The sequence below is a fragment of the Hymenobacter rubripertinctus genome (assembly GCF_003583925.1).
GTDB classification, from domain to species: Bacteria; Bacteroidota; Bacteroidia; order Cytophagales; family Hymenobacteraceae; genus Hymenobacter; species Hymenobacter rubripertinctus.
Genome location: NZ_QYCN01000016.1, coordinates 26,251 through 42,992, shown reverse-complemented (window position 1 = coordinate 42,992; position 16,742 = coordinate 26,251). Strand labels below are relative to the sequence as shown.

Annotated in this window: 15 protein-coding genes; 4 read left to right on the top strand and 11 right to left on the bottom strand. The window is 58.9% G+C overall.

Features of this window, described 5'->3' with window-relative positions; all coding sequences use genetic code 11:
- Positions 1-23: 23 nt before the first annotated feature.
- The 7 genes from dnaJ to D0T11_RS12010 form a co-directional block, all read right to left on the bottom strand.
- Positions 24-1,169 carry a molecular chaperone DnaJ gene (gene dnaJ, locus D0T11_RS12040; protein WP_119656044.1) on the bottom strand — a complete coding sequence of 382 codons (1,146 nt, stop codon included), beginning with the start codon at positions 1,167-1,169 and terminating at the stop codon, positions 24-26.
- Between the two features lie 153 nt (positions 1,170-1,322).
- Positions 1,323-1,892: a nucleotide exchange factor GrpE gene (locus D0T11_RS12035; protein ID WP_119656043.1), complete on the bottom strand. Its 570-nt coding sequence runs from the start codon at positions 1,890-1,892 to the stop codon at positions 1,323-1,325.
- Between the two features lie 253 nt (positions 1,893-2,145).
- On the bottom strand, positions 2,146-3,141 hold the full coding sequence (gene obgE / locus D0T11_RS12030) for a GTPase ObgE (RefSeq protein WP_119656042.1): 996 nt from the start codon (positions 3,139-3,141) through the stop codon (positions 2,146-2,148).
- 171 nt (positions 3,142-3,312) lie between these two features.
- Positions 3,313-3,936: an adenylate kinase gene (locus D0T11_RS12025; RefSeq protein WP_119656041.1), complete on the bottom strand. Its 624-nt coding sequence runs from the start codon at positions 3,934-3,936 to the stop codon at positions 3,313-3,315.
- 121 nt (positions 3,937-4,057) lie between these two features.
- On the bottom strand, positions 4,058-4,597 hold the full coding sequence (gene hpt / locus D0T11_RS12020; RefSeq protein ID WP_119656040.1) for a hypoxanthine phosphoribosyltransferase: 540 nt from the start codon (positions 4,595-4,597) through the stop codon (positions 4,058-4,060).
- A gap of 201 nt (positions 4,598-4,798) precedes the next feature.
- On the bottom strand, positions 4,799-7,000 hold the full coding sequence (locus tag D0T11_RS12015; protein WP_119656039.1) for a sodium-translocating pyrophosphatase: 2,202 nt from the start codon (positions 6,998-7,000) through the stop codon (positions 4,799-4,801).
- A gap of 157 nt (positions 7,001-7,157) precedes the next feature.
- Positions 7,158-8,072 carry a M20/M25/M40 family metallo-hydrolase gene (locus D0T11_RS12010; protein WP_119656038.1) on the bottom strand — a complete coding sequence of 305 codons (915 nt, stop codon included), beginning with the start codon at positions 8,070-8,072 and terminating at the stop codon, positions 7,158-7,160.
- A gap of 112 nt (positions 8,073-8,184) precedes the next feature.
- Between D0T11_RS12010 and D0T11_RS12005 the strand changes: the two genes are divergently transcribed.
- Positions 8,185-9,438: a tol-pal system protein YbgF gene (locus tag D0T11_RS12005; RefSeq protein WP_119656037.1), complete on the top strand. Its 1,254-nt coding sequence runs from the start codon at positions 8,185-8,187 to the stop codon at positions 9,436-9,438.
- A 12-nt stretch (positions 9,439-9,450) separates the two neighbouring features.
- Positions 9,451-10,833, top strand: coding sequence for a hypothetical protein (locus D0T11_RS12000; RefSeq protein ID WP_119656036.1), 1,383 nt, complete (start codon positions 9,451-9,453; stop codon positions 10,831-10,833).
- Between the two features lie 135 nt (positions 10,834-10,968).
- Here D0T11_RS12000 and D0T11_RS11995 read toward each other — a convergent pair whose 3' ends face one another.
- The 4 genes from D0T11_RS11995 to D0T11_RS11980 form a co-directional block, all read right to left on the bottom strand.
- Complete coding sequence (locus D0T11_RS11995) at positions 10,969-11,922, bottom strand: GNAT family N-acetyltransferase (RefSeq protein ID WP_119656035.1); 954 nt, start codon at positions 11,920-11,922, stop codon at positions 10,969-10,971.
- On the bottom strand, positions 11,909-12,766 hold the full coding sequence (locus D0T11_RS11990) for a carbohydrate deacetylase (RefSeq protein WP_119656034.1): 858 nt from the start codon (positions 12,764-12,766) through the stop codon (positions 11,909-11,911). Before D0T11_RS11990 ends, D0T11_RS11995 begins: the two co-directional genes overlap by 14 nt.
- Positions 12,767-12,823: 57 nt before the next feature.
- A complete protein-coding gene (locus D0T11_RS11985) occupies positions 12,824-13,216 on the bottom strand; it encodes a MaoC family dehydratase (RefSeq protein WP_119656033.1) in 393 nt (130 codons plus the stop codon).
- 147 nt (positions 13,217-13,363) lie between these two features.
- Entirely contained in the window at positions 13,364-14,434 is a 1,071-nt protein-coding gene (locus D0T11_RS11980) for a glycosyltransferase family 4 protein (protein ID WP_119656032.1), read from the bottom strand.
- A gap of 201 nt (positions 14,435-14,635) precedes the next feature.
- On the opposite strand from D0T11_RS11980, the gene D0T11_RS11975 reads away from it, so the two are divergent.
- Both D0T11_RS11975 and rffA read left to right on the top strand, forming a co-directional pair.
- Positions 14,636-15,577 (top strand): glycosyltransferase family 2 protein, encoded by a 942-nt coding sequence (locus D0T11_RS11975; RefSeq protein ID WP_119656031.1) that lies wholly within the window; start codon positions 14,636-14,638, stop codon positions 15,575-15,577.
- Entirely contained in the window at positions 15,574-16,734 is a 1,161-nt protein-coding gene (rffA, locus tag D0T11_RS11970; protein ID WP_119656030.1) for a dTDP-4-amino-4,6-dideoxygalactose transaminase, read from the top strand. Before D0T11_RS11975 ends, rffA begins: the two co-directional genes overlap by 4 nt.
- Positions 16,735-16,742: the final 8 nt, after the last annotated feature.

Sequence of the window (16,742 nt, the reverse complement as noted above, 5' to 3'; positions counted from 1 at the left end):
CAACGGCGCGGCTGCGCGCGGTTTTACTGGAAGTACTCCTTCACTTTCTCGAAGAAGCCCTTATCGTTTTTACCGGGGCTGGGCACGAAGTTGCGCGAGTCGCGCAGCTTTTCGAGCAACTCCCGCTCCTCCCCGCTCACGGTCTTGGGCGTCCAGACGTTGAGGTGGATGAGTTGGTCGCCGCGGCCGTAACCGTTGATGTCCTTGATGCCCTTGCCACGCAGGCGCAGGATTTTGCCCGGCTGGGTGCCCGGCTCCACCTTGATTTTCACCTTGCCCTCAATGGTCGGCACCTCAATGCTGGACCCCAGGGCGGCATCCACAAACGAGATGTACTGCTCGAACATGATGTTGTTGCCGTCGCGGCGGAGCAACTCGTGGGGCTCCTCCTCAATCTGGATGAGCAGGTCGCCGGGCACGCCACCCCGCTCGGGGTAGTTGCCCTTACCGTTCATGCTCAACTGCATGCCCTCGGCCACGCCGGCCGGAATATTGATCGGAATAACCTCCTCGTGCAACTGGCGACCTTCGCCGTGGCAGACGTCGCACTTGCTGGTGACCACTTTGCCCTCGCCCTCGCAGGTGGGACAGGTGGAGGCACTCACCATCTGGCCGAGCATGGTGTTCACCACGCGCTTCACCTGGCCCTGGCCGTTGCAGGTACCGCAGGTTTTGAGGTCGGTGCCGTTCTTGGCGCCCGTACCCGAGCAGGGCGGGCAGGCCACGTAACGCTTCACTTTGATCTTCTTCTCGACGCCGTTGGCGATTTCCTCCAGATCGAGTTTGAGCTTGATGCGCAGGTTGGAGCCCTTGCGCACGCGCCGGCCGCCCTGCTGGCCCCGGCCGCCCCCGAAGAAGCTCTCGAAGCCGCCGCCGCCGCCCCCAAAAATATCCCCGAACTGGCTGAAAATATCCTCCATGTTGGGACTGCCGCCGCCGCCACCCATGCCCTGGTGGCCATGCCGGTCGTAGCGGGCGCGCTTCTGCTCGTCGCTGAGCACTTCGTAGGCTTCGGCCGCCTCCTTAAACTTGTCCTCGGAGGAGGGGTCGTCGGGGTTTTTGTCGGGGTGGTACTTGATGGCCACCTTGCGGTAGGCCTTCTTGATTTCGTCGCCCGCCGCGTTTTTGGCTACGCCCAGCACCTCGTAATAATCTCGCTTCGTTGCCATAAGTAGGGAGCTTTTAGCTTAGAGCGGCTAGCTGTCAGCTTTTGTTCTGTTCGACTATTGATTACGCCGGAGACAAGAGTGTGTTTGTGAGCAGTATTCTGGTAAACAAAAAGAAAGCTACCCGCTACTTCCTGCCAGCCAACAGCTTAGCACTTATTGTCCCAGCACCACTTTGGCGTGGCGGATTACTTTGTCGCCGAGGTAGTAGCCCTTCTCCACCTCGTCCACGATTTTACCCTTCAGGTCCTCCGACGGAGCCGGAATCTGGGTAATGGCCTCGTGCAGCTCGGGGTCGAAGGCATTGCCCTGAGCGTCCATCGACACCAGGCCCTTCTGGGTGAGCGTCTTCTGGAGCTTGTTGTGGATGATGTCAACAGCTTCACGCACGGCGTTGGCGTCGTCCGTATTCTGGGTGTGGTGGCGGGCCCGGTCGAAATCGTCGAGCACGGGCAGCAGAGCCACCATCAGCTCCTGGTTGGCGGTCTTGAACAGGTCGGTGCGCTCCTTGGAGGTGCGGCGCTTGTAGTTCTCAAATTCGGCGGCGAGGCGCAGGTATTTATCCTTGAGGTCGGCCAGCTCGGCTTCCGTTTTAGTGGCGCCGGCAGTTTCCTCCGCCGCGTCAGCCACGCTGGTTAGCGGGGTTGCATCGGTCATTTCACCGGTTATATGCTCAGCGGAGCCCGACAGATTGTCGTCCTGGGGCAGTTGTTGTTCGTCAGCCATTTTCGAAAAGTATCGTCGGAAAGGGTTTTTCACTTGATTAGCCTAAGGGCAGATGCCCGGGCGCAAGGAGTAGGCCAAAGGCATTTTGGCTGTCAGTTTGGCACGGGGAAGTGCGAAAGTTAAAAAGGTGGAAAGTTAGCAAGTGCTGGCCAGCACCCTGGATTCGAGCGGCTGAATGCTTACTGCACAGCCAAACACCTGACCACGGCACCGGTCACTTTCTACCTTCTCAACTTTTTAATTTCTCAACTATCTACTCTGCGTGCAGCGCCGTCCAGATCAGATCCTTGAGGGGCTGGATATTCTTGTTGGTGAGGCTGGAAATGAACACCGTGGGCAGCTCCGTGGGCAGGGTTTCGCGGATTTCAGCTTCCAGCTCCTCGTCCAGCATGTCGGATTTGGTGATGGCCAGCAGGCGCTTCTTGTCCAGCAGGTCGGGGTTAAACTGCTCCAGCTCGCTGAGCAACACCCGGTACTCGGCGTTGATATCGGGCGAGTCGCAGGCAATCATGAACAGCAGGATGGAGTTACGCTCCACGTGGCGCAGGAAGCGGTGGCCCAGGCCTTTGCCTTCGGCCGCGCCCTCAATAATGCCCGGAATGTCGGCCATCACGAACGACTTATAGTCACGGTAGGCTACTACGCCCAGGTTGGGCGTGAGGGTGGTAAAGGCGTAGTCGGCAATTTTGGGCGTGGCGGCCGATACCACGGAGAGCAGCGTGCTTTTGCCCGCGTTCGGGAAGCCCACCAGGCCCACGTCGGCCAGCAGCTTGAGCTCCAGAATTACCCACTCATCCACTCCCTCCTCGCCGGGCTGGGCGTAGCTGGGGGCCTGGTTGGTGGCCGATTTGAAGTGGTCGTTGCCCAGGCCGCCCCGGCCGCCGGGCGTGAGAATAATCCGCTGCCCGTCCTCCGTGATTTCGAGTTTTTTCTCGCCCGTTTCGGCGTCACGGGCTACCGTGCCGAGAGGCACCTGGATGATAATATCCTCGCCCTGCTTGCCGGAGCGCAGGTTTTCGCCCCCGCCTTCGCCGGCCTGGGCAATCAGGTGCTTGCGGTATTGCAGGTGCAGCAGGGTCCAGAGCTGGGAGCTGCCTTCCAGGATGATGTGGCCACCCCGCCCCCCGTCGCCGCCGTCGGGGCCACCGTTGGGCAGGCCCTTGGCCCGGAAGAAATGGTGCGAACCCGCGCCCCCCTTGCCCGAGCGGCAGTTGATTTTGACGTAGTCGATGAAGTTATTGGAAGCCAATTTGTGAGGAGCTAGGAGGTAAAGAAACGGTCATTCCGACGAAGGAGGAATCTGGGCAAAGCCGATGAACTAAACTGTTCAACGAATTGCCCAGATTCCTCCTTCGTCGGAATGACAGTGCTGTATTTGACAAAATACGGCCGTTGCCCGGGGTGGGCAGCGGCTACAAAGTTACGCTTTTACTTCTTTGGTAGCCGACTGGCTGCTTTCGGCGGCGGCGGGCTGCTGCTCGTCGAGAATAGCGCAGATCTGGCCGAAGATGTCCTCAATCACTCCAATGCCGTTCAGGGCGTGGAATTTATTCTGCTGGGCGTAGTAGCCGGCCACCTGGGCAGTTTCGGTGTTGTACACCGTTACGCGCTTGCTGATTTTGACTTCGTCCTGGTCATCGGGGCGGCCGGAGGTTTTGCCGCGCTCCAGCAGGCGCTTCACCAGTTCGTCTTCCTTCACTTCCAGCGCCACCATGCACGAGACGTTGGTACCGTGTTCGGCCAGCAGCCGGTCGAGGCTTTCGGCCTGAGGCACGGTACGCGGGAAACCGTCGAAAATGAAGCCGGAAGCCTGTTTGTTTTCCTTCAGGGCCGAGCCGATCATGCCAATTACCACTTCATCGGGCACCAGCAGACCTTCGTCCATGAGCTTTTTAGCCCGCAGGCCGAGTTCCGTACCTTGGGTTATCTGGGCGCGCAACAGGTCGCCGGTGGAAAGATGAACCAGATTATAGCGGGCAATCAGCTTCTGGCTTTGCGTTCCTTTACCGGCCCCGGGAGGGCCGAAGAGCACGAGATTCAGCATGAGTAGCGAAGTAGTACGCGGGGAGTAGAAAACGAGTGGGTTCTGGAAATATAAGCAAGGAATGGCAAAGCCCCTCCGCCAATCGGCCGGCAACGGCCCCGGCGTAGCGCCCCCAACACCCCTATACGGCCTTGTAGACGTCGGGGTAGTTGCGGCCCAAACCGTCGAAATCCAGGCCGTAGCCCACGATAAAGTCGTTGGGAATGCTCAGGCCCACGTAGCGCAGGGCCAGTTCGTGCTGGAGGCATTCGGGCTTGAGAAAAAGCGTGGCCACTTCCAGCGAGGCCGGGGCCTGGGCGCCGAGCGTATCCAGAAGCATGCGCATGGTGTGGCCGGTATCCACGATGTCTTCCAGAATAACCACGTGGCGGCCGCGCAGGTCTTCGGTCAGGCCCAGCACCTGCTTCACCTCGCCGGTGCTGCTGGTGCCCTGGTAGGAGGCCACCCGAATAAAGCAGACCTCGCAGGGCAGACTGATTTCCTTCAGCAAATCGGCGGCGAACATGAACGATCCGTTGAGCACCACCACGAACAGCAGCTGCTGGCCGGCGTACTCCTGGTTGAGGCGGGCGGCGACGTCCCGAATGGCCGTCGTCAGCTCCTGAGCCGACAGGTAGGGCTCGAACTGCTTGTTATGCAGCGAAATATGGTCCGGAGTCATCCGTTTGGGGTTGGGCCGTGGGTGAGCGGGCCGGGCAAAGGTAGCGGAATGGGTGGATTGGTGACTGATTCGACGCAGGAACTGTCATTCTGACGAAGGAGGAATCCGGGGCAATTCGTTGAACAGTTTCGTTCACCGGCTTTGCCCAGATTCCTCCTTCGTCGGAATGACAGCCCCTTATTTCAACGCTATTTCCCTCCCCTAACGACGCACCAGCACGGGCGCATCGGGGGCGGGGGCCATTACGGCGCGCACGTGGGTAGCGGGGGCGGCGGGTTCCTGGGCCACGCCGCGCTCGGGAGCGGCAATGTGGGGGGCAATGACCAGCGACACGATGCTCATGAGCTTGATGAGGATGTTCATGCTCGGGCCGGAGGTATCCTTGAACGGGTCGCCCACGGTGTCGCCGGTTACGGAGGCTTTGTGGGCCTCGGAGCCTTTGAACTGCATTACGCCATCAATCATCACGCCCTTCTCGAACGACTTTTTGGCGTTGTCCCAGGCTCCGCCGGCATTACTCTGGAACATGGCCATCAGCACTCCGCTCACCGTCACGCCGGCCAGGGTACCGCCCAGCACTTCGGGGCCCATTGTGAAGCCCACCAGCACGGGTACCACCAGGGCAATGGCCCCGGGCAGCATCATTTCCCGGATGGCAGCCTGGGTTGAAATGGCTACGCACTTCTCATATTCGGGGCGGCCCGTGCCCTCCATGATGCCCGGAATTTCACGGAACTGGCGGCGCACTTCCTGCACCATCGCCATCGCCGCCCGACCCACCGCCGAAATAGCCAGGGCCGAGAAGATGAACGGAATCATGGCCCCCACAAACAGGCCCGCCAGCACCCGGGCGTTGCTGATGTCGATGCTCGTGATGTTGGCCGTGCCCATGAAGGCCGCGAACAAAGCCAACGAGGTAAGGGCGGCGGAGGCAATGGCGAAGCCCTTGCCGGTGGCGGCGGTGGTGTTGCCCACGGCGTCCAGAATATCGGTCCGTTCGCGCACTTCCTTGGGCAGCTCGCTCATTTCGGCAATGCCGCCGGCGTTGTCGGCAATGGGACCGAAGGCGTCGATGGCGAGCTGCATGGCGGTAGTAGCCATCATGCCGGCTGCCGCAATGGCCACGCCGTAGAGGCCGGCGCACTCGTAGCTGAAAATGATACCCGCCGCCAGCACGATAATTGGGAGCACGGTGCTTTCCATGCCCACGGCCAGCCCTCCGATAACGGTGGTGGCGTGGCCCGTGGAGCTTTGGCGCACGATGCTCAGCACCGGCCGCTTGCCCATGGCCGTGTAGTACTCCGTGATGATGCTCATCAGCGTGCCCACAATCAGGCCCACTACCACGGCGTAGAACACGTTCATGGCGTTGAACGTGACGCCCCGAATCAGCAGGTCCTCGGTGGGCAGCATCCAGCGGATGATGAAGAACGAGGCGATGCCCGATACCACCACCGACACGTAGTTGCCCAGGTTGAGGGCCGCCTGGACGTTGCCGCCCTCCTTCACGCGCACGCACAGAATCCCGATCAGGGAGGCCACAATGCCCATGGCGGCAATTACCATCGGGAGCAGAATGGGTGAAAGGCCCTCGAACTGGTCGCCGCGGGCCACTACTTCCCGGCCCAGCACCATGGTGGCCAGAATGGTAGCCACGTAGGAGCCGAACAGGTCGGCACCCATACCGGCCACGTCGCCCACGTTGTCGCCCACGTTATCGGCGATGGTGGCGGGGTTGCGGGGGTCGTCTTCGGGAATGCCGGCTTCTACCTTGCCCACGAGGTCGGCCCCCACGTCGGCGGCCTTGGTGTAGATACCGCCGCCCACCCGGGCAAACAGGGCAATGCTTTCGGCCCCTAGCGAGAAGCCCGTGAGGACTTCCAGGGCTGTTTCCATCTCAATGCCATTGGCTCCGCCGCCCCGGTTCACCACGAACAACTGGTAGAACACGATGAACAGGGAGCCCAGGCCCAGCACGGCCAGTCCGGCCACGCCCATGCCCATCACCGAGCCGCCCGAAAACGATACGTTCAGGGCCTTACTCAGGCTGGTGCGGGCCGCCTGGGCCGTGCGCACGTTGGCCTTGGTAGCAATCTTCATCCCGATGAAGCCCGCCAGGGCCGAAAATACGCCTCCAATCAGAAACGCCACCACGATAACCGGGCTCGACTTTTCGCCGGTACTGCCTAAGTAGAAGAGAAACACAGACGCGAGGAGGCCGAAAATAACCATCACGCGGTATTCGGCTTTCAGAAAGGCAATGGCCCCGTCGGCAATGTAGCCGGCAATGGTGCGCATCCGGTCGTCGCCAGCATCCTGCCGGCTTACCCAGCCCGAGCGAATCCAGGTATATACAAGAGCCAGTACGCCCAAAGCGGGCACTGCGTAAAGAACAGACATCATAAGCGGTGGGAGATGGGTGAGTTGGTTGAGAGGTAGGAAAGAGCATTTTGGACGGGTAAAATAGAGTTTATTACCTAATACTCAAGCTTTACCTTTCTGCCAACTTTGCCCCCACCGTTCCCCCGGCCCACGCCGCTTTGGGCGGATCAACGCAAGCCTACAATTCCCGCAGCAGCACCTGATACAGGGCCAGCATGCTCTCGATGTCGCGCTTGTCCACCATTTCGTGCGGGGAATGCACGTTGTCCTCCGCAGCCCCGATGAAGCACCAGTCCCAGGGCTGGGCTCCGTGCTGAAGCTCTTTGGCATCGGAGCCGCCGCTGCCTTCCACTTCCAGCTGGTGGGGCACGCCGGCCGCCTCGGCGATGCGCCGGATACGCTCCACGTAGCTGCGGCGCGGAATCAGCGAGTCGCGTAGGGAAATGGCTACGCCCAGCCCGGGCCGCACACCTTCCGTGACCCAGGTGATGTCGGAAATCAGGGCCTGGTGCACCCCGTAGGTTTCGTAGATGTACTTGGCCAGGTAGGCCACCGAACCGCCGCCATGCTCTTCCCAGCACGAGAAGGCCACGATGCCGTCGGTCAGCGTTTCGCAGAGGCGCAGCGCGTTCCAGACGCCGAGGCGGTTATCGAGGTAGCAGCTTTGCACGGTGGTGGCGGTTTGTCGGAAGTCGCAGTGAAAGGTGAGCTCCGTCCCCCGGTCCAGGTCGCGGTGAAAGTCGTAGCTCAACGCCCCGGTCTGCTCGTCCACGACCAGCGTGCAGTCAATTTCCCCCTGGCTGTCCTGGCCCACCAGACGGTAACCGGACTCCACGGCGGGTCCTCCTATTTTCACCAGCTGCCGGCCGTAGCGAACGGTAAAGCCGATGCTGTCGAGGTGGGCAAAAACGGCCGTTCGCGGCGTGCCGAATATCAGAATAATGCAATCCTGGAACTCTCCCCCTGCCAGCACGGTTGGCGGAGTGTCCCACTCCGCCTGGTGCTGGTCAATGTAGCGCAGCAGGAACTCGGTCAGGGGGGCTTCGTTGCCAGCCGGGGCAGGAATCTGGCAAAGGGCTTGTAAAAGGTGCATGGGCCGTATCTTATTTGTCCAAAACTACGTCAAATGTTCTACTTTAGCCTCTCAGATGGGCGAGGTAGAGCATAGTTCAGCTACTGTTTGAAGCCACAACTTTACTCCAGATATGCGCCAACGCCTCCAATTTGTCCTGTTGCTTCTCCTCTTGCTGCCCCTGGCTGCACGTGCGCAGCAACCCGACACAATTGCCCCGGCTCCCCTGCCCGATACGGTGCGGCAGGTACGGCTGGAGAACGTGGATGTAGCGCCCGCCGCCGTCGACACCAAGGGCTGGCTGCTGCTCGACAAGGATATTCAGACCGAGTTGGAGGGGGCCGTGTACAACCTCTACAACTTCAAGTACGATAAGGCCGAGCGGCAATTCCGCAGCCTGCGCCGCCGCTACCCCAACCACCCCATGCCCTACTTTCTGCTGGGGCTGAGTACGTGGTGGAAAATTGTGCCGGCGGGCATCCGCACCACCCTCTACGACAAGCAGTTCTTTGCTTACATGGATACCACCATCGCCAAGGGCGAGGCCATGTACCGCGCCGACAAAAAGAACTACGAAGCCTGCTTTTTTCTCGCGGCCGGCTACGGCTTCGATGCCCGCTTGCACGCCGAGCGCCACGACTGGCGCAAAGCTACCGTGGGTGCCAAACGCGCCCTGGACTATCTCGAAAAAAGCAAGGAGGCCAATGGCCTGAGTCCCGAGTTTCTGTTTGGCCAGGCCCTGTTTAATTACTACGCCGTCTGGATCCCGGAAAATTACCCGCTTCTGAAGCCCGTATTGCTGTTCTTTCCCAAGGGCAACAAGAAACTGGGCTTGCAGCAACTGCGCAACGTAGCCGACAATGGGGTGTACGTTGGTCCGGAAGCCCGGGCCTTCTTGTTACGCATCCTGTTCAATGAGGAGAACAAGCCCGAGGAAGCCTTGCCCGTGGCCCGGTATCTGGCAACTACTTACCCCGAAAACGGCTATTTCCAGCGCATATACGCCAATGCCTGCTTCCAGGCAGCTGATTTCCGCGAATGTGAGCGGGTGAGCCGCGATATTCTCGACAAGCTCAACCGCGGTATGCCCGGCTACGAGGCCAACAGTGGGCGTTACGCAACCTATTTTCTGGCCTTCCTGCTGCAAAACCGTTACAAGGACCTCCAGAAAGCCCGGGAATATTACCAGCGGTGCATCGTCTTCGCCGAGATGAGCGGTGAAACCAACTACGGCTTTTACATGTTCGCCAATCTGGCCCTGGCCCGCCTGGCCGACAAGGCCAACGATGCCGCCGCCGCCCGCCGCTACTACTCCGTGGTTCTGAATAAATCGGACCGCAAATCGGAACAGTACCGGGAGGCTAAGGCCTACCTGAAGGCTAAATAGTTTGCCCCCCGCATGGAACTGAAGGATCTTTTCTTGACGCCGCTTTACCTGGGCTTGCTCTATGGCCTGGCCTTCGCGCTGCGTAAACGTTTCACGAATGCATTAACCAAAAAATATTTTATTCCGGCGCTAACGGTAAAATTTTTCGGAGCTATTTCACTGGGCCTTATTTATCAGTTTTATTATGGTGGCGGCGACACCATGAATTACTATAACGAAAGCAAAACAATTCATGAAGCTTTCTTTGATTCACCCAGTGTAGGAATCAAGCTTCTACTCTCCGCCGACGGTATTGCCGATGGCTCCATGGCTAAATATGCCGTGCAGATGCATTGGTTTGCCGCTGAAACAGAATATTTTATTGTGAAAGTATGTGGCTTTTTGGGCTTATTCTGTTTTCACACATATTCTGTTATGGCACTCATGTTTGCCTTCATTAGTTTTTCTGGGGTATGGGCTTTATACAATACATTTCTCAGACTTTACCCTCGCCTTTATAAACAATTGGCTATTGCAGTATTTTTTATTCCTTCAGTATTTTTTTGGGGTTCTGGAATTTCTAAAGATGCTCTTTGTTTAGGTGCGTTAGGCTGGATGTTTTTCGCCTTTTACAATCTATTTGTTGCTCGTACTAAACTAATTCATGCTATAGTAGCAATACTAGTTGCGGGGTTTGTTTTGAAGTCAGTCAAGATTTATATCCTGATCAGTTTTATCCCACCGGTCATGTTGTGGGTAACTACCCAGTATAGTGCCCGGATTAGATCAGGCGCACTGCGGGCACTGGTTATGCCCATCATGATTGTGTTAGGAGGAGCAGTCGGGCTGGCCGTGAGTCAGTCGGTTGCTTCTGGTAATAAAAACTACGATTTTGATAAGATTGAGGATCGCGCAACTGTAGCGTCAACTTATCATAACAGCATCAGCCATAGCGATACTGACAAAGGCCGAGGCATGGGAAACTCTGGCTATGCCATGGACGATTTTACCGGACCGGCAGATATTCCTAAATTAGCTCCTAAAGCCATTGTGATCGGCCTTTTTCGACCTTTTATGTGGGAGGTAAGTAATCCAGTAATGCTTCTTTCAGGATTAGAAATTCTCTGGATTACTTATTTAACTATCCAAGTATTTCGCAAAACTGGTTTATTCCGCACATTCGGTCGAATTGGCAGTACCCCGCTCGTGCTATTTTGTATAGTTTTTTCTCTACTCTTCGCTATCGGCACTGCTATTACTTCCGGCAATTTCGGCAATTTAGTTCGCTATCGGATTCCGATGTGGCCTTTTTATGTAACAGCCTTGTTCATACTACAGGATAGCATTCCCGTTAAAAGCAAGAAGAGGCGGCGCCTGATTGCCCAACCAGTAAACCGGCAGTTTGCAAGCATCTAAACAGACCCATTGTTTTAATTGTTCTACGTGCAGTTCAATTCAGATGAATTGCTCCGCGCACTAAAGAGAACAAGGCCGGTATTTACGCTATGGCGTAAATACCGGCCTTGTTCTCTTTAGTGATTATTTAATTATTTACACAAAATCCAGGTCACCAAAGAAAAAATTAAAATTCACTTTAGCCAACTCATCCGTTTCTTCCTGGCTCTTACCCTTTACCAGAAAGTCAAACTGGTTACGCCACACTTTACGCGCCACACCTTTACTGGCTGCGTCGATGAGTAGATTGCCCATATAGAGCAAGCCTACCGATACCTGTTTGGCGGCATATACTCGGGCCTGTTTGACGAGATAAGCCAAATCAGTCTGCTGATGAAACGCCACGTCCATGAGCACGAACACGGGCAGGCCTTTCTTCTGAATTTTCTTCAGAAATGCATACCCGATCAACTTACCGGCCTTTTTCACGGCCAGCGCTATGTACTTGTAGTGGTCCGATTTGAAGGTGAGATAGCGCCAGTTTAGGAACTTCTCATCCTTTTTCATGGCGTTTTCAAACTGGAAGGTGGGCGTTTGGAAGAACGCGAAGTCCAGTTTGGTTACCACTTCGTACTGGCTCCCGGCAGCCAGGTGCAGGGGGTTGGTGAAGAGCAGCGTCAGATCGGGGTAGATGCCGTGACTGTAGCTGTATTTGGCCAGGTAAATGGGCTTGGCTACGGCGTTGGGGAAGGCCAGAAAACAGTCGCCGCCACGCTCCAGAAAATCGGTGTCGGTTTTTACGTAGAGCTTGCCGAACAGTCCTTTACCGCGCACTTCGTTGCTGGTGAGCACCTTCTGAATGAACCCTGCTTTCCAGGGCCGTCCGTTAATTTCGAACTGGGCATCGTTGGAGGAGCACATGCCGCAGGCCCGGCCACCAATGCGCGAGAGGAAGAAGCTGAAGGAATTGAACGGGTTGTTGAAATACCACCAATCGAGGTAGCCCGTGGTCATGCGGTCGTCGTCGTTTTCGACGCGGTTCAGCTCCACTACATCTGCCAGATCAGCAGCGGTAGCGCGGTGCAACGTGATTTCGTCAGAGTTGGCCATAAGTAGTCAGGGTTACGGTGGGGTCAGCGGCGAACAGGGGCTGACCAGTGAGGATGCGGTGTTCCGCGTAGCATTTCTCGAAAAACGGCTGACGCTGAGCCAAATCGGTGGGGTACAGCTGGTCCAGTTCCGGGCCCGGAATGTAGGGGTGAACCATCAGTTCGATTACCTGCACCGAGGCCGGTGCTTCGTGGACCAGCGCCCGGAGCGTATCGGCGGTATAACTGGTGGGCGGCGTGCTCAGGTCGTGCACCGAAACCAGCAGGTCGTCGGTGCGGGTGCTGATCTGGCGGCGGAACCGTTGGCTGGCATTGTAGAGGATGCCCTGCTTCACGAATTTCGGCGGCCGCGAGAGCAGCAACTTCAGACTCGGGCGCACCGGAATAGCGAGCCTTACGGGCAGCTTTTCGCGTTTCAGCAGGGGCAGCATGGCCCCGAATACCACCGGGTTCATGTGGGTGTGCTGGTGCGAATCGGTATGGGTGGGCCGGATGCCCAGGGCTACCAGCCGGTTGTACTGGGCCTCGAACTCGGCGGCTACCTCGGCCTGCTCCACGCGGCCCAACAGCAGCTTTTTCATCAAAGCGCCGCGTTCCAGAAAGTTACCCTCCGCATCCACCAGGGAGGCGGCTTTGGTGAGCGGGCGACCCTCCGTCAGGCAGAAGTGCAGCCCGATGGCCAGCCCCGGGTTTTCCGCTGCCAGCTGCGCGCCTCCCTCCGTCCCGGGCATGGCCACCATCATGGTGGTGCTGGTGAGGTTGCCCGCCCGGAAGCTTTCCACAATGGCCCGGTTGACGGGGGCACAGAGCCCGAAATCGTCGGCGTTGATGATGACTTTGCGCATAAGGCAGAAAACGGCCGCCTCCCGAAAGGAGCCGGCCGGCGGGTAAAGCGAAAAAAATCAGGCGTACTTCATGGTGGCCTCGCCGGTCAGCACGAGCTTACCGTCCTGATTCACGCAGGTGGTCTGCAAGGTAGCAATGTGCTTCTCCTCATTGAGCGTCAGCACTTCCACTTCGGCCGTGATGGTGTCGTTGAGGAATACCGGCTTAAGAAACTTGAACGTCTGGCCCATATAGATGGCCCCGGGACCGGGCAGCTGGGTGCCCAGCACGGCGCTGATCAGCGAACCGTACAACATCCCGTGGCTGATGCGCTGCCCGAACAGGCTGGCCTGGGCGTACTCATCGTTCAGATGAACCGGGTTCGTATCGAGGGAGAGTTGGGCAAAGGCGCGCACGTCGGCGTCGGTGATGGTTTTGGAAAGCCGGGCTCTCTGGCCGATTTCTAACATAGCTGCAGAAGTTGATGAGGCAACAAGGTACGGACTGCCACCGGGGTATTCATCACCCGGCAACCGACCTCCCCTACGCAGGTGCCAATGGGTAGTTGCCTTACTGTATAGAGCGTGGGCTAGCGGGCGGGTCAATGGGTGATTAGCTCAGGCAAACAGCCGGATGAAATTATCCGTGTTCGAGAGCACCGAATACCGCTCCCGGACGGTACGCTGGGCATTCGCGCCCAGTTGCCGGCGCAGGTCCGCATCCTCAATCAGCCGGGCCAGAGCCTGGTACCAGTCCTCTTCGGTTTCACAGAGGAAGCCATTCGTGTTGTTGGCCACGATTTTGGTGTTCACTCCCACCGGCGAAGCCACGGCCGGAATACCCAGCGCCATGTACTGCAACGCCTTGAAGCCGCATTTGCCCAACGAAAGCGGGCTGACTTTTTCCTCCAACGGCATCACGCCCGCGTTGAACGTCACCAGATCGGCGATTTCAGTGGCCTTGCGCCAGGGCACATAATCGAAGCTTTTGAGGTCGAGTTGAGGGTCCTGGTTGGAAATCACCCGGAACGTGAAGTCGTAGGTGGCCTCCAGGCGGCGCAGTACCGGCAGCAGCGAGGCCAGGTACACCATATTAGAGTGCGTGCCCGTCCAGCCCAACACTACCTTTTCGCTGGTTTGCGGGTTGGTGCGGTTGTGCAGGTTCACGGTGTCGATGGTGGTGGGATTGAGCACCACGCTGGCGTTGAACTGGCGGGCGTATTCGCAGAGGAAGTCGTTGCCGCAGCTCACCTTGTAGCTCCACCCGCAAATGGCGGCCACCTTGCTGTGCCACTTCACTATGGCCGCCATCTGGTTGTGCTGCGAGGTGAGGGCCATCCAGATGGCATCGTCGAAGTCGTAGATGATTTTCTTGCCCAGCACTTTCGCAATCAGCCACTCAAAAACGGGCGGTCCGATGGGTGTTACTTCGCGGTGAATAAACACGTAATCATGGCCCGGCACTTCGAGCAGATGTTTCAGGCGGCGGCCAAAGCCCTGCACGATGCCCCAGATTTTAGCCACCTGATGGCCCGGCTTATACAAAATGCGCCAGGTAGCGAGGTTGAGAAAGGAACGCTCGGTGAACACAATGCCCCGCTCGCGCAGGGCCGGAAAATATTGCTCGAACCGAAAACGCTGCGACGGGGCTTCCCCGGCGGGGTACGGGGTCAGAAAAAGAATCTTCATTAGAAACAAATCAGGATAGCGGCCCGGCATACGGCATTCTGCCCCGGCCGAAGCAAGCCTACGCTGGCTGGTGCTGGCAGGCCGCGCCCCTCCTACGGGGGGGCGGCACAAAAGTACGAAACTATTCCGGCGGCTTTTGGTGCCGGCGGCCGGCCCCAACCTGCCGAAGTGGCTATATTTGGCCTCTGCCCTCCCTGCTCTATGCCCATTGCCACGCGCCTGCTTTCCGTTGTGATTCCCGTCTACCGGGCCGGCAGCGTGCTACCGGCGTTGCTGGCGCGTTTGCAGGCCGTTCTTACCCCCCTCACGCCCGCCTACGAGGTGGTATTGGTGGACGATGGCAGCCCCGACCCGGCCGACTGGCCCACTATTCAGCAGCACGCCGCCCTCGATGCCCGTGTGCGGGGCCTGCGTTTGTCGCGCAATTTCGGCCAGCACCACGCCCTCACGGCCGGCCTCGAAGCCAGCCGGGGCGAGTGGGTGGTGGTGATGGACTGCGACTTGCAGGACCAGCCCGAAGAAATTCCGCGCCTGCTCGCCAAAGCCCAGCAAGGCTACGAAGCCGTGCTGGCCCGCCGCGGCCCCCGCCCCACTGACGCCGCTTCGGTGCGGGGTGGCTCCCAGGCCTTTTACCGCGTGCTGGCCTACCTCACGGGCGAGCCCCAGGACCCCGAAGTGGGCAACTTTGGCATCTATCACCGGCAGTTGATTGCGACAGTACTGCGGCTGCGCGAAAGTACCCGCTACTTCCCCACGATGGTGCGCTGGGCCGGCTTTCGGCAGATCAGCCTGCCCGTGGCGCACGGCGCGGGCACCCGCCCCTCCTCGTACTCGCTGGCCCGTCGCCTCCAGCTGGCCCTCGATATTCTGCTCACCTACTCCGACAAGCCGTTGCGGCTGGCCGTGTATTTCGGGCTGCTACTATCGGGCGGGGCCTTTCTGCTGGGGCTGATTATGCTGGGCCGCTACTTGATGGGCCAGATTACGGTGCCCGGCTACGCCAGCCTGATTGTGTCGATCAGCCTTTTTTCGGGCATCATCATTTCGGTGCTGGGCATTGTGGGCCTGTACGTGGGCAAAACCTTCGAGGGCGTACGCAACCGCCCGCTCTACGTGCTGGCCGAAACCACCGACCCGGCATGATTCCCTCGCCCCTGCCTCCCGACTTCATTCCCTTCAACCGCCCCCACCTGGCCGGGCCGGAGCTGGAGTACATCCGCCAGGCCGTAGCGGCCGGCAAACTCTCGGGCAACGGCCTGTTCACCCAGCTCTGCCAGCATTTTTTCGAGCAGCACTACGGCATACCCAAAGTGCTGCTGACCACCAGCGGCACCGATGCGCTGGAAATGGCGGCCCTGCTGCTCAACCTGGAGCCCGGCGATGAAGTTATCGTGCCTAGCTACACGTTCACCTCCACGGCCAACGCCTTCGTGCTGCGCGGGGCCCGCATCGTATTTGCCGACAGCGGCCCCGACCACCCCAACTTGGACGTGGCGCAGTTGGAAACGCTCATCACCCCACGCACCCGCGCCATCGTGCCGGTCCACTATGGCGGCCAGCCCTGCGATATGATAGCGCTGCTGGCCCTGGCCCGGCGGTATAATCTGTGGGTGGTAGAAGACGCGGCCCAGGCCATTGAGGCCCGCTTCCAGGATCGGCCGCTGGGCACGTTCGGCCACTTGGCGGCTTTTTCCTTCCACGAAACCAAAAACCTAAGTGCCGGTGAGGGTGGCATGCTGGCCGTAAACGACCCGGAACTGGCGGCCCGCGCCGAAATCATCTGGGAGAAGGGCACCAACCGCGCCGCCTTTGCCCGGGGCGAGGCCGCCCGCTATGAGTGGGTAGACGTGGGCTCGTCTTTCCTGCCTTCGGAGCTCAACGCGGCCTACTTGTGGGCGCAGGTGGAAGCCCGGGATATAATCCAAGAGCAGCGCAAGCGGCATTGGGAAACGTATGCCGCCGCCCTGGCCCCACTGGCCGCTGCCGGCGCTTTCGGATTACTACCCGTATCGCCCGATGATAGTCAGCCCAACTGGCACCTGTTTGCGCTGGTGTGCAAATCGGAACCGGAGCGCGACGCGCTGCTGGAGTTCTTGCGTCAACGACACATCTTAGCCGTTTTCCACTACCTGCCCCTTCACCGTAGCCCCTATTACGCGTCCCAACACGATGGCCGCCTGCTGCCCCACGCCGACCGCTTCGGCCGGACCCTGCTTCGGCTACCCCTCTACCACGACCTGCAACCCGAACAGCAGAACCGGGTGATTGAAGCAGTCCGGACTTTTTACGAAACTCGTTGAGGCAACCA